The organism is Sutterella sp. (assembly GCF_030539355.1).
Taxonomy (GTDB): Bacteria; Pseudomonadota; Gammaproteobacteria; order Burkholderiales; family Burkholderiaceae_F; genus Sutterella.
In genome coordinates, this window is sequence record NZ_JAUNSF010000103.1 from 1 (window position 1) to 10717 (window position 10717).

At 65.3% G+C, this 10717-nt stretch carries 19 protein-coding genes and 1 tRNA gene; 17 read left to right on the forward strand and 3 right to left on the reverse strand.

The features are described from left to right. The 17 genes from Q4F91_RS11270 to Q4F91_RS11350 form a co-directional block, all read left to right on the forward strand. Window positions 1-411, forward strand: a 411-nt coding sequence (locus tag Q4F91_RS11270) for a hypothetical protein (protein ID WP_303337762.1), incomplete at its 5' end; no start/stop codon positions are given. Window positions 412-414: 3 nt separating this feature from the next. After that, the gene (locus Q4F91_RS11275; protein WP_303337764.1) at window positions 415-570 is read left to right on the forward strand and encodes a hypothetical protein; all 156 of its coding nucleotides are present in this window, start codon (window positions 415-417) and stop codon (window positions 568-570) included. A 9-nt stretch (window positions 571-579) separates the two neighbouring features. Further along, complete coding sequence (locus Q4F91_RS11280; protein WP_303337766.1) at window positions 580-1020, forward strand: hypothetical protein; 441 nt, start codon at window positions 580-582, stop codon at window positions 1018-1020. Then, entirely contained in the window at window positions 1020-1292 is a 273-nt protein-coding gene (locus Q4F91_RS11285) for a hypothetical protein (protein ID WP_303337767.1), read from the forward strand. Before Q4F91_RS11280 ends, Q4F91_RS11285 begins: the two co-directional genes overlap by 1 nt. A 65-nt stretch (window positions 1293-1357) precedes the next feature. Then, window positions 1358-2023, forward strand: coding sequence for an ERF family protein (locus Q4F91_RS11290; RefSeq protein ID WP_303337769.1), 666 nt, complete (start codon window positions 1358-1360; stop codon window positions 2021-2023). Then, on the forward strand, window positions 2023-2679 hold the full coding sequence (locus Q4F91_RS11295) for a lambda exonuclease family protein (protein WP_303337771.1): 657 nt from the start codon (window positions 2023-2025) through the stop codon (window positions 2677-2679). Before Q4F91_RS11290 ends, Q4F91_RS11295 begins: the two co-directional genes overlap by 1 nt. Beyond that, a complete protein-coding gene (locus Q4F91_RS11300) occupies window positions 2676-2912 on the forward strand; it encodes a hypothetical protein (protein ID WP_303337773.1) in 237 nt (78 codons plus the stop codon). The genes Q4F91_RS11295 and Q4F91_RS11300 overlap by 4 nt, the downstream gene beginning before the upstream one ends. Further along, window positions 2903-3142 (forward strand): hypothetical protein, encoded by a 240-nt coding sequence (locus Q4F91_RS11305; protein WP_303337775.1) that lies wholly within the window; start codon window positions 2903-2905, stop codon window positions 3140-3142. Before Q4F91_RS11300 ends, Q4F91_RS11305 begins: the two co-directional genes overlap by 10 nt. Then, window positions 3139-3492 (forward strand): hypothetical protein, encoded by a 354-nt coding sequence (locus Q4F91_RS11310; RefSeq protein ID WP_303337776.1) that lies wholly within the window; start codon window positions 3139-3141, stop codon window positions 3490-3492. Before Q4F91_RS11305 ends, Q4F91_RS11310 begins: the two co-directional genes overlap by 4 nt. After that, a complete protein-coding gene (locus Q4F91_RS11315) occupies window positions 3489-4265 on the forward strand; it encodes a hypothetical protein (RefSeq protein WP_303337777.1) in 777 nt (258 codons plus the stop codon). Before Q4F91_RS11310 ends, Q4F91_RS11315 begins: the two co-directional genes overlap by 4 nt. An 87-nt stretch (window positions 4266-4352) precedes the next feature. Next, window positions 4353-5216 carry a hypothetical protein gene (locus Q4F91_RS11320; protein WP_303337780.1) on the forward strand — a complete coding sequence of 288 codons (864 nt, stop codon included), beginning with the start codon at window positions 4353-4355 and terminating at the stop codon, window positions 5214-5216. Continuing rightward, window positions 5213-5668 carry a hypothetical protein gene (locus tag Q4F91_RS11325; RefSeq protein WP_303337782.1) on the forward strand — a complete coding sequence of 152 codons (456 nt, stop codon included), beginning with the start codon at window positions 5213-5215 and terminating at the stop codon, window positions 5666-5668. Before Q4F91_RS11320 ends, Q4F91_RS11325 begins: the two co-directional genes overlap by 4 nt. Beyond that, window positions 5665-6027 (forward strand): hypothetical protein, encoded by a 363-nt coding sequence (locus Q4F91_RS11330; protein ID WP_303337783.1) that lies wholly within the window; start codon window positions 5665-5667, stop codon window positions 6025-6027. The genes Q4F91_RS11325 and Q4F91_RS11330 overlap by 4 nt, the downstream gene beginning before the upstream one ends. Next, the gene (locus Q4F91_RS11335; protein WP_303337785.1) at window positions 6020-6385 is read left to right on the forward strand and encodes a hypothetical protein; all 366 of its coding nucleotides are present in this window, start codon (window positions 6020-6022) and stop codon (window positions 6383-6385) included. Before Q4F91_RS11330 ends, Q4F91_RS11335 begins: the two co-directional genes overlap by 8 nt. Beyond that, a complete protein-coding gene (locus tag Q4F91_RS11340) occupies window positions 6382-6858 on the forward strand; it encodes a class I SAM-dependent methyltransferase (protein ID WP_303337787.1) in 477 nt (158 codons plus the stop codon). Before Q4F91_RS11335 ends, Q4F91_RS11340 begins: the two co-directional genes overlap by 4 nt. Further along, complete coding sequence (locus Q4F91_RS11345; RefSeq protein ID WP_303337789.1) at window positions 6855-7040, forward strand: hypothetical protein; 186 nt, start codon at window positions 6855-6857, stop codon at window positions 7038-7040. The genes Q4F91_RS11340 and Q4F91_RS11345 overlap by 4 nt, the downstream gene beginning before the upstream one ends. Then, the gene (locus tag Q4F91_RS11350) at window positions 7037-7246 is read left to right on the forward strand and encodes an AlpA family transcriptional regulator (protein WP_303337791.1); all 210 of its coding nucleotides are present in this window, start codon (window positions 7037-7039) and stop codon (window positions 7244-7246) included. Before Q4F91_RS11345 ends, Q4F91_RS11350 begins: the two co-directional genes overlap by 4 nt. Before the next feature lie 123 nt (window positions 7247-7369). Here Q4F91_RS11350 and Q4F91_RS11355 read toward each other — a convergent pair. The 3 genes from Q4F91_RS11355 to Q4F91_RS11365 form a co-directional block, all read right to left on the reverse strand. Further along, window positions 7370-7460, reverse strand: a tRNA-Ser gene (locus tag Q4F91_RS11355). A 136-nt stretch (window positions 7461-7596) separates the two neighbouring features. Next, the gene (serS, locus tag Q4F91_RS11360; RefSeq protein ID WP_303337792.1) at window positions 7597-8895 is read right to left on the reverse strand and encodes a serine--tRNA ligase; all 1299 of its coding nucleotides are present in this window, start codon (window positions 8893-8895) and stop codon (window positions 7597-7599) included. 281 nt (window positions 8896-9176) lie between these two features. Then, window positions 9177-10571: a replication-associated recombination protein A gene (locus tag Q4F91_RS11365; RefSeq protein WP_303337794.1), complete on the reverse strand. Its 1395-nt coding sequence runs from the start codon at window positions 10569-10571 to the stop codon at window positions 9177-9179. Window positions 10572-10717: the final 146 nt, after the last annotated feature.

Consider the following 10717-nt stretch of genomic DNA (forward strand, 5'->3'; position numbering starts at 1 on the left):
GTCAACACCGTCGAGCCCGTCGAGAACGGGTTCCACACCGACACGAACTTCTTCGAGTGGCTCGCCGGCACGCTGATGGGCAACCAGAATTTCGTCGCCGTGATCGCGGATGACATTAAGAGGATGACCGCGCCGGCAATACTTCCGCGCCAGAAGTTCGCCACGGTCGGCGCGCTCTACGACTACCTGCACGAGGAGCTCTCGGTCTCGATCTGCCCGAGCCTGACGCGCAAGTCGCTGATCGAGCTTCACGTCCCCGATCGCGACCGCGGCGGCGAGCACGACTGGTCAATGATCACATTCCGCTCCGGCTACGCCGCTGACTTCGGGTTGTGCGAAGACTGCACGAGCGACACCGGCTCGGCCCTCGGCCTGCAGGCGCTCTGCGCCGACCCGTACGGCGAGGAGTGAGCCATGAGATGGCTCTTCCCGCCCCGCGCCGAGGATTACTTCGACTTCGAGCTCGACGACTACGAGCTCGCCCGCCGCGAGTACTTCGCCAAGGTCGAGCTCCTCGTCGTCATCGCCGTGAGCTTCCTGCTCGTCATCACCCTCTACTTCATTCGCTAGGAGAACACCATGGCCGAAACCCTTCTTCACTATGTCGCCCGCAGAACCGCCTCGAAGTGCGGCATCTACATGACCCCGTTCGACCGCGACGCGGTCGAGGATCAGTGCTGGTACCTGACCCAGGCGCAGCGCTACGAGCTCATCACGGCCTTCTGGATGACCGCCCCGGCGAAGCGAGAGTACGACGACTACCTCTCATGGCTGTGGCAGGAGGTCGAGGCCATCGTCTCGTCCGAAGGCCTGCTCAAGGCCGAGGTCCGGCATTGGTACGACTACTACCAGTCGCAGGTCAAGGACCCCGACTACTGGCTCGACATCGATGACAACGAGCCGAAGCTCACGGGCGAGGCCCGCGAGAAGGCCAAGGCCGAGATGCTCGCCGAGGCCGACAGATGCATCAGTCTCGCCCACGAGAACTACTCCGACATCGTCTGCAAGGAGGCCGCGTGATGGGCTACGACCACGAACTTCCGAACGACCTTGACGGCTTCAGCACCTACGCCGAGCTCCTCAAGGCGACCGCGCTCGACGAGGCCGCGGCCGAGCTCTCGAGCCTCTGCTACGACGAGGGCCGCTACTGCACGGCCGAGGACGCCGAGGACTACCTCAGCGAGCACCCCGAGGCCGCCCGGCACCTCGGCGACGAGGACCTCGAGGAGGTCGCGGACCGCGCGAACTTCTTCCTAGCGGAGATGCTCGAGCTTGACCGCCGAGCCGCATGACACGCAACACCAAGCCCCGGAGAGCCTACGCCCCGGGGCTTCTTTCTTTCATCCTGGACGCACTCATGACTGAACAGAACACCAGCACCGCCGCCGTTCCCGCGGTGCACGCCGCCATCGTTCGCGCCGCCGACGAGCTCCGCAAGCGCGGCATCGCCAAGGACCGCACCGTCACCGCCGGCGGCACCTTCAAGTACCGCGGCATCGACGCCGTCTACGAGGCGCTCTCGCCGATCCTCGCCGAGCAGCAGCTGGCCATCCGCCCGTCTCGCATCGAGGTGCTCTCCGCCGGCACGGTGAAGACCACGGTGCAGGGCAAGGGCGAGCGAGTCTCGCGCGAGCTCCGCATCCTGATCGAGTACGTGATCACGTGCGCGACGGACGGCTCGAGCGTGACCTTCCAGAGCCTGGGCGAAGGCATCGACTCCGGCGACAAGGCCACCGGCAAGGCGCTCAGCTACGCCTACAAGAACGCCATCTTCCAGGTGTTCTGCGTGCCGGTCGTGGGCCAGCCCGACACGGACCAGGAGGTCGTCGAGATCGCCGCGCCGGTGGTCGAGCACGACCTGCTCGCGAGCGCCGAGGCGGCCGCCAATGACGGCACCAAGGCTTACCAGGACTTCTTCAAGGGCGTCACCAAGGAGCAGCGCGTCGCGCTCAGCAAGAGCGGCAACCATGACCGCCTCAAGCAGATCGCCAAGCTCGCCGACGCCGGACAGGGAGAGATGTGATGACGGACAACAGCAACCCGCTCCAGCGCGGCCAGCAGTGGTTCTCCGATCGCTGCGGATGCCTTACCGCCTCCCGCGCGGCCGCCGTCCTGCAGCGCAACAAGCGCACCGGCGAGCCGCTCGCGGCGTACGAGACGCTCATCGACACGATCGTGGCCGAGCGTCTAACGGGCGATGTTGTCGGCATCGGCACCACGCCGGCTATGCAGTGGGGCATCGACCACGAGGGCGACGCCCGCGAGAAGTACGAGGAAGAGACCGGCGAGTTCGTCGAGCTCACCGGCTTCATCCCGCACCCGGAGATCCCGAACTTCGGCGCCTCTCCGGACGGGCTCGTCGGCGACGAGGGCCTGCTCGAGATCAAGTGCCCCAGCACGCCGGTGCACATGCGCCGCGTCATGGCCGGCGAGGTCCCGCCCGAGTACATCCCGCAGATGCTCGTGCAGTGCCTCTGCACCGGCCGCAAATGGGTTGACTTCGTGGACTACGACCCGCGCATCAGGATCGAGCGCTTCCGCTTCTTCCGGATCCGCTTCACGCCGAGCGCCGGCGAGCTCGCCGAGGCCGAGCGCCACTGCCGCGAGTTTCTCGCGGAGGTGGACCGGCGCATGGCGAAGATCCTCGCGCACGGCCTGCCGGCGAAGGAGGCCGCATGAAGCACCCCGAGTGGATGATCGCCGACCAGATGAACGTGCTGCTGCACCGCGATGACTACACGCACCACGAGCGCGAGCTCATCTCCGCGGCGTTCATCGGGATCGCGACCGGCACCCTCGGCCGCGACGAGGCCGCGCGATCGCTCAAGCCGCTGCGCGGCCCGCACCGAGGCGACGAGGACCTCATCCGCCTCATCAACCTGCTCGAAGGGAGGAAAGTCAAATGTCCCTGACTGACTTGGACGCCTGGACCGCCCGCCGCGCGCTTCAGGCCGAGAACGACGCGCTCGCCGGCAACACCTGGTCGGACGCCGACAAGGACGCGCTCGCACGCGCGATGAAGGCGACCGAGAACCTGAACGGCTCCGGCGCGCACCGCATCCTGCGCGACATGTACTTCAAGCACAGCCGCAAGACAAAGGTGCTCGTGCAGTGCCTAGAGATCCTGGAGGGCAAGCGATGAGGCACTTCCGATACATCGGCAACCACCCCGGCATGCTCGCCGAGCCGAAGCTCGCCGAGGCCGTGCAGGCCGCCTGCGAGGCGCAGTGGGATGACCTGAAGAAACAGAGGATCTTCGTCGACTTCGAGAGCAACTGGCCGAACCCGGGCGACCGCGGCGGCTGGCTCATCCCGCGGTACGACATCGAGGTTGTCACTGGCGACGATCTCGTGCTCGTCTCACGCAAAGAGCTTGAGCAAGCCCTCGACATGGTCCGTCAGATCGAACGCATAGCAGTCGAAGGGCTCTTTTACGCGTGCGCGGTTGGTGCACGGCGCGCCCTGGAACAACTTTTGGGAGAAAGGAAATGACCAACTACGCATACATTGGAACCACACCATCCCTGATCGAAGACCTCAAGACCGAGGAAGGTCGCAAGATTTTCAACGAGGCATGCTTCGAGCAGTACAGCGACGCTTCGCGCGCCGTCATGTTCAGTATCGGGAAGAACAACTACCACGTGTCGAAGCAGAACATCGCCGTGATGCAGAACAAGGCCGCCAAGCCGACCAACGAGGGCGCGAAGACGTACGCGATCCTCGGAGGCAAGCCCGTGGCCGCGGACCCGCGCGACACGACGCAGGCCGTGACCCACCCGACGCCCGAGGAAATCATCCTCGGCGGCATGGCCGGCGAGCTCGTCGAGGATGAGCCGGAGGACAAGGCCGAGCCCTACGAGCGCCGCTACCGCTTCAAGGACGCGGAGATCGACGCGCTCATGCACAAGCTCATCCCCGGCTTCGAGAGGATGCTCGACCAGGTGATGGACGACGCCGGCGGCGTGCACAACGAGGGTTACGCCTCGCTCGACCCGGAGGGCGCGACCATCAACGCGATCATCTTCGAGTCGCACTCGGTCGAGTTCATCGGCAAGACCGTTGACAGAAAACCGCTGGAACCGCTGGCCGGCAGTCAAGCCGGAGCGCCGCGGCGAGCCCCTGCGCGTGCTCTACCGCCTACGGCGCCCGGTCCTCGACGAGAACGGCGAGGTGGACTACTACGGCGACGACCCGGATCGCATCGAGTCCGTCGGCACCCTGCGCTGCGACAACGGCCGCTGGATCATCCGCGGCGAGAAGCATGACAGGGACAGCTGGCACGAAGACGACGAGTTCGCAGAGCTCCTTTTCCGCCCGTTCATGGGCCCCGAAGAATCTGGCGAGGTGAACAAATGACCAAGATTCGATTTCATCTCAACATCAGCGCGAAGGACTTCCCTGAGCTTCAGGACGACGCGAAGTTTCAGGCCGCGTGCGCCGCGCAGTGGGACAACAAGGACAACGTGGTTCACGTCGGCGAGTTCACGCTCGTCTCGAAGAAGGCGATCACCCGTATCGAGGAGGACGAGGCGGGCGTGACCCTGACCGGCCTCACGTCCCCGGACACCGACGGCCCGGCGATCCAAACCACAGGCGGCCCCGGAGGTCCCAGGACGATGCCCGACCTCCTCGCCTCGGTGCAGAGGCCGCTCCCCGGCCACGATGACTACGACGACGAGGACGACGACTTCGACGACGACGGGGAAGAGGAGGAGCCCGAAGAGTACGAGGAGCCGCCCCAGCGCTGGCGCATCAAGGACGCCGAGCTCAACGCGAAGCTCTGCGCACTGATCCCGCACTTCCAGCACGCCCTCGAGCGCGAATGCGACCGCCTCGGCAAGAAAATCGAGACCGAGTGCATGGTCACGCTCTACCTTCAGGAGGACGACCTCGAGGCCGCCGTGCCTGAGATCTCGCTGCGCGTGGATCTCATCGAGCACATCGGCGTCACCTACGACCCCGCGAAGTGGAACGTGTGGCCTCGCTGCGCGCCCCAGGAGGACGGCTTCTACCGCGTCCTGATTCATCTCGTCTGGCCGACCGACGAGGGATACGACGAGAACTTGGTCCACGGCGTCGGCCACTACAACACCGACGAAGGCTGGGACATCGTGGGCGACGACGGCGAGCGCTATCGCGGCGACGAGAGCCGCGTCAACGAACTGAGATTCCGCCCGTTCGTCGGGCCCGAAGAATCTGACGAGGTGAACGAATGATCAAATACCGCTGGCACATCAAGGACGCCGACCGCGAGGCCGCGCTCATCAAGGCACTGCCAGGCTTCATGGAGATCCTGCAGCACACCGCCGATGCGGAGATGAGCGACGACTCCGACCACATCAACCTCGAGCGCGACTTGGGCCGCAGGGATATGCGAGGCGACTGGCACCTCTGCCTCGACAAGGCCGAGGTCGTGGACCACGGCGTGCCGTACGATCCGAACCGCTGGAACAAGTGGCCGGACGTGGAGCCGCCGATGTTGGAGCTAATGCGCATCAGGTACATCCGGGGCCCAGAGGGGAGCGAAATTCACAGTGCCGCCATCTTCAAGGGCACGCACTGGGAGACGGAGGACGAGTCGGGATTGTGGATTGACGAAGATGACCTGCAGACCCTGGTCTATCGCCCATTCATGAATCACGGCGAATCCGACGAGGTGAACAAATGACCGACGCCGTGCTCAGGTTCTCGCCGACCGCCTGGGTCTACGTCGAAGCGCTCCTGCGCGACTTCGAGACCCACGGCGGCAATATCGGCAAGGACACCGCCAGAGAAGCCCGCGAACTCGCGGAGCGCGACCCCGCGACCGGCTGCGTCACCTTCGAGAAGTCGAAGCGCGCCGCCGGGATCCTGTGCTTCACGCTTGACGTGGAAACGCAGGACGCGGGCGTGAACCTGCAGAGCATCGCCACGGACCGGCTCGGCGTCCGCCCGTTCCCGTACGACCGACTCGAAGTGCTGGGGCGTGCCACCGCCGAGATCGCGGTCGCGCTCCGCAGATATACAGAGGAAACCAAAAATGACTGACATGACCACAGTCACCCTGCGCGGCCTCGCCGCCGACGGCCTGCGCATCCTGTCGACCTACTCGGTGAGCAAGGCCGGCAAGGCGATGCTCTTCCCGCGCGACGCCGACGCCAAGCTCTACGCCGACGGGCGCTGGCGCGTCATCAGCGGAGCCGCCACCCCGAGCGGCGACTACGTGCTCGAGGGCGAGGCCCTTGAGCAAGTCCTCGACCTCATGCGGATCTACCGCCGGCACTACTTCGCGATGTACAGCGAGGCGGTGTCCGAGCGCCGCAAGACCGTGCCGGCGAACCTCGCGCATTGGCTCTTCGTCAGCGCGGAGATCGAGCGGCAGATGAACAGAAGGGAGGCGCCATGACCTACCCGCCCGTACTTGACCCGTGCTGCGGCACGAAGCGCTTCTACTTCCAGCCTGACTCGCCGGCGGTTCTCTTCGGCGACATCCGGCAGGTGGATGAGTTTATGTGCGACGGCCGCGCGCTCGAGGTCAAGCCTGACGTGAAGCTCGACTTCACCCAGATGCCGTTCCCCGACAGCACCTTCTCCCTGGTGATCTTCGACCCGCCGCACTTCGCGCGCGCCGGCGAGAAGTCGATCATGGGGAAGGTCTACGGGAGACTCCCGAAGAAGGAGCCTCTCACCTTTCTCCGGAAAGGCTTCGATGAGTGCTGGCGCGTCCTGAAGCCGAACGGCACGCTGATCTTCAAGTGGTCGGAGTATTCGTTCGGCCTCAAGCCCGTCCTCGAGGCCCTTGGGCGCACGCTGCTCTGCGGCAACCACCTGCCCGGGAAGCACGGCTATTGGCTTGTGTTTTTCAAGGAGGCCGCGTGACCCGCGGCACGAGCATGCTCGCGGTCTTCGCCCGCGCGCCCTGGTTCGCGCAGAGGACGCGCAAGGCCGCCGCGAGAGCGCGGGCGCTGCTGCTGCACGGCAAGCGCTCGCGCGCGCTCGTGTGGCTGCGCAGGCTCAGGCGCCGATGGGAACAAAGAAAGGAAGCAAGGAGGAGAAGATGACAGAATGGCTCAACACGAAGAAGCTCGCCGAGCACCTGGGCAAGAGCACCCAGACCATCCGCCGGTGGGCCCGCAGGGAGTTGCTCCCGCCGCCGCGGAAGTTTCCCGACGGTTTCCGCTGGCGCCTCGACGAGGTCGATCGCTGGATGTCCGCGGTGGACAAAACCCCGAAGGAAATCGAACGCGCGCTCAAGCAGCGCATCTGATGACCTACAATAGCCAAAAGCCCCGTGCATCACTGCGCGGGGCTCTTTTTTTGTGCCTGTCTTATGGCGGCGCTTATGGCGAACCGGGGAACCGCCCCGAATCGCCTGTGCCGCAAGCATTGTTGGCGGAAGGGGTGGGATTCGAACCCACGATACGGTATAACCGTATACCGGATTTCGAGTCCGGCGCATTCGACCTCTCTGCCACCCTTCCGCGCTGCGAGAGAAGGCGCATATTACAGCACTCCCGCAAAAAAAGCAAGCCGCCCGACGCGGAGAAGTTGTCCGCGGGGCGGCCTGTCGGTCCCAGGGGCCCCGGACGGGACCTCTGGATGCCTTTGCGCCGGAAATTACTTCGCGGCGGGGACGAGCTTTTCCTGACCGCCCATGTACGGACGGAGCGCCGTCGGGATCGTGACCGAGCCATCGGCGTTCTGGTAGTTCTCGAGCACGGCGACGAGCGTGCGGCCGACCGCGAGGCCGGAGCCGTTGAGCGTATGCACGAGGCGGGTCTTGCCGTTCTCGTCCTTGAAGCGGGCGCCCATGCGGCGGGCCTGGAAGTCCTCGCAGTTCGAGCAGGAGCTGATCTCGCGGTAGGTGTTCTGCGCGGGGATCCAGACCTCAAGGTCATAGGTCTTCGTGGCACCGAACCCCATGTCGCCCGTCGAGAGGGCGATCACGCGGTACGGGAGCTCGAGCTTCTGCAGGATCGACTCGGCGTCGCGGGTGAGCGCCTCAAGTTCGTCGTAGGAGGTCTCCGGACGGACGATCTTCACCATCTCGACCTTGTCGAACTGGTGCTGGCGGATCATGCCGCGGGTGTCGCGGCCGTAGGAGCCGGCCTCGGAACGGAAGCAGGGCGTGTGGGCCGTGAGGTACATCGGGAGGTCGGCGGCCTTGAGCATGCGGCCGGAGACATAGTTCGTGAGCGTCACCTCGGCGGTGGGGACGAGGTACATCTGCTCCTGATCGCTTGAGGCGCCGCCCTTCTTCGCGGCGAAGAGGTCCTCCTCGAACTTCGGCAGCTGACCCGTGCCGACCATCGTCGAGGCCGTCACGATGTACGGGGTGTAGCACTCGGTGTAGCCCTGCTCGCGCGTGTGGACGTCGAGCATGAACTGCGCGAGGGCGCGGTGCAGATGAGCGACCTCGCCCTTCATGAAGCAGAAGCGGGCGCCGGAGAGCTTGCCGGCGGTGTCGAAGTCAAGCCCGAGCGGGGCGCCGACGTCGACGTGGTCACGGATCTCGAAGTCGAAGGTGCGCGGGGTGCCCCAGCGGCGGATCTCAACGTTCTCCGTCTCGTCCTTGCCGATCGGCGTGGTCGGGGACGGGAGGTTCGGCACGCGCAGCATCAGGTCCTGCAGCTTCGTGCGGATCTCCTCGAGCTCCGCTTCGAGGCCGGCGAGCGTCGCGGGGATCTCGGCGGCCTTGGCGAGAAGGTCGCTGGCGTCCTCGCCGTTCTTCTTCTTCATGCCGATGTCCTTCGAGAGGGCATTGCGCAGGGCCTGGAGTTCCTCGGTCTTCTGCTGCACGTTCTTGCGGCGGTCTTCAAGCTCCGTGAAGGCCTGCACGGGGAAATCGAAATTGCGCGTCTTCAGGCGAGCCACCACTTCGTCGAGGTTCTTCCTGAGCATCGTCACATCGAGCATGTTCTTCCTTAGTCCTTTAAAGGGATCAGATGAATTGAGCCGCCGCTCCGAGGGAGTCCCAGGGAGTCCTTCGAACGGGTGTTCCGCTCCTTCAAAGGGAATGCCGGCGGCTTCGAGAGTTAAAAAATTCGGGTTCTGTCTTGCGTCCTCTGCCGGAGGCGCGTTTCCGCTCCGGGAAACGGCGTACCGGGGAAAGGCTTCCGGCCTTCCGCGACGCCTCAGAGTGCAATCTGTCTATTGTCGCGTTTTCTCAGGGCGCGTGCAAATCGAGGAGCGACAACTCATTGCCCCTGACCGCGCTTCCGGCCCCTGCCGGCGGCGCGGGCTTCGTCGTTCAGCTTCTGCAGGCCCTTGAGCTTTTCGCCGATCCGGGCCTCGAGCCCGCGGTCGGTCGGGCGGTACCAGCGCTTCCCTTCGAGCCCCTCGGGAAGGTAGACCTCGCCCGCGGCGAACGCTCCCGGCTCGTCGTGGGCATAGCGGTAGCCCTCCTTGTAGCCGAGATCGGCCATGAGCTTCGTCGGCGCGTTTCTCAGATAGAGCGGCACCGGGCGCGAGCCGTCCTCGCGGATGAAGGCGCGGATCTCGTTCATGGCGTTGTAGACGGCGTTGCTCTTCGGGGCGCAGGCGAGATAGACGGCGGCCTGGGCGAGCGCAAGCTCGCCCTCGGGGCTCCCCAAGCGCTCGAAGATCTCCGCGGCCTCGAGCGCGATCGTCGTGGCGCGCGGGTCCGCAAGGCCGATGTCCTCGACCGCCATCCGCATCAGACGTCGGGCGATGTAGCGGGCGTCACAGCCGCCGTCGAGCATCCGCATCATCCAGTAGAGCGCGCCGTCCGGGTCCGAGCCGCGCACGGACTTGTGCATCGCGCTGATCTGGTCGTAGAAGTTGTCGCCGCCCTTGTCAAAGCGCCTCAGCGTCGCGGGGGTGGTCTTCCTCAGGAACGCCGCGTCGATCTCGGTCACGCGCCGTTCGCGGGCCATCGTGCAGCAGACATCGAGCGCGTTGAGGCACCGCCTCGCGTCGCCGTCCGAGAGCTGCGTGAGAATGCCGCGGGCTTCGTCTGTCAAGGTGATTCCGGGGAACTCCCGCGTCATCGCGCGATCGATGAGCTCGGCGGTTTCCTCAGGTTTCAGGCTCTCGAGCTGATAGACCGTGGAGCGCGAGAGCAGCGCGCTGTTCACCTCGAAGGAGGGGTTCTCGGTCGTGGCACCCACGAAGATGAAGAGGCCCGACTCCACGTGCGGCAGAAACGCGTCCTGCTGGCTCTTGCTGAAGCGGTGCACCTCGTCGACGAAGACGACGGTGGGCTTTCCGGTCGCGGAGCGCGTGGCCTTCGCGCTCTCCACCGCGTCGCGGATGTCCTTGACGCCGCCGAGCACTGCGGAAATCGCGATGAAGGGCAGGTCGAAGGCGTCCGCCATCAGACGGGCGATCGTCGTCTTGCCGACCCCGGGCGGTCCCCAGAGGATCATCGAGTGCGGACGGCGGTTCTCGAACGCCACGCGGAGCGGCGCGCCGTCACCCAGGAGCTTCTTCTGCCCGATCACCTCGTCGAGCGTCCTCGGCCGCAGCCGCTCTGCCAACGGCGTCATCATGGGCTTCGCCTTCCCCTCCGGTTTCCCAGAGGAACGCGGGACCTTGGGCTCGTCGGAGCCGAACAGCGTGTCTTCGGACATATGGAGAAACGAGAGAGGTGAATGGGAGTTCGAAGGGTGACTGCAGGCGATTGTAGCCGTCCGCAGAGAGAGGTCCGTAAAGCCCATAGAGAAAGACCCCTGCAAACGTCTGTCTGCAGGGGTCTTCATGTAGGGAGCCTGGCGAT

Coding starts and splice junctions, on each gene's coding strand:
- Q4F91_RS11275 (WP_303337764.1), top strand. CDS start 415: ATGAGATGGCTCTTCCCGCCCCGCGCCGAGGATTACTTCGACTTCGAG.
- Q4F91_RS11280 (WP_303337766.1), top strand. CDS start 580: ATGGCCGAAACCCTTCTTCACTATGTCGCCCGCAGAACCGCCTCGAAG.
- Q4F91_RS11285 (WP_303337767.1), top strand. CDS start 1,020: ATGGGCTACGACCACGAACTTCCGAACGACCTTGACGGCTTCAGCACC.
- Q4F91_RS11290 (WP_303337769.1), top strand. CDS start 1,358: ATGACTGAACAGAACACCAGCACCGCCGCCGTTCCCGCGGTGCACGCC.
- Q4F91_RS11295 (WP_303337771.1), top strand. CDS start 2,023: ATGACGGACAACAGCAACCCGCTCCAGCGCGGCCAGCAGTGGTTCTCC.
- Q4F91_RS11300 (WP_303337773.1), top strand. CDS start 2,676: ATGAAGCACCCCGAGTGGATGATCGCCGACCAGATGAACGTGCTGCTG.
- Q4F91_RS11305 (WP_303337775.1), top strand. CDS start 2,903: ATGTCCCTGACTGACTTGGACGCCTGGACCGCCCGCCGCGCGCTTCAG.
- Q4F91_RS11310 (WP_303337776.1), top strand. CDS start 3,139: ATGAGGCACTTCCGATACATCGGCAACCACCCCGGCATGCTCGCCGAG.
- Q4F91_RS11315 (WP_303337777.1), top strand. CDS start 3,489: ATGACCAACTACGCATACATTGGAACCACACCATCCCTGATCGAAGAC.
- Q4F91_RS11320 (WP_303337780.1), top strand. CDS start 4,353: ATGACCAAGATTCGATTTCATCTCAACATCAGCGCGAAGGACTTCCCT.
- Q4F91_RS11325 (WP_303337782.1), top strand. CDS start 5,213: ATGATCAAATACCGCTGGCACATCAAGGACGCCGACCGCGAGGCCGCG.
- Q4F91_RS11330 (WP_303337783.1), top strand. CDS start 5,665: ATGACCGACGCCGTGCTCAGGTTCTCGCCGACCGCCTGGGTCTACGTC.
- Q4F91_RS11335 (WP_303337785.1), top strand. CDS start 6,020: ATGACTGACATGACCACAGTCACCCTGCGCGGCCTCGCCGCCGACGGC.
- Q4F91_RS11340 (WP_303337787.1), top strand. CDS start 6,382: ATGACCTACCCGCCCGTACTTGACCCGTGCTGCGGCACGAAGCGCTTC.
- Q4F91_RS11350 (WP_303337791.1), top strand. CDS start 7,037: ATGACAGAATGGCTCAACACGAAGAAGCTCGCCGAGCACCTGGGCAAG.
- serS (WP_303337792.1), bottom strand. CDS start 8,895: ATGCTCGATGTGACGATGCTCAGGAAGAACCTCGACGAAGTGGTGGCT.
- Q4F91_RS11365 (WP_303337794.1), bottom strand. CDS start 10,571: ATGTCCGAAGACACGCTGTTCGGCTCCGACGAGCCCAAGGTCCCGCGT.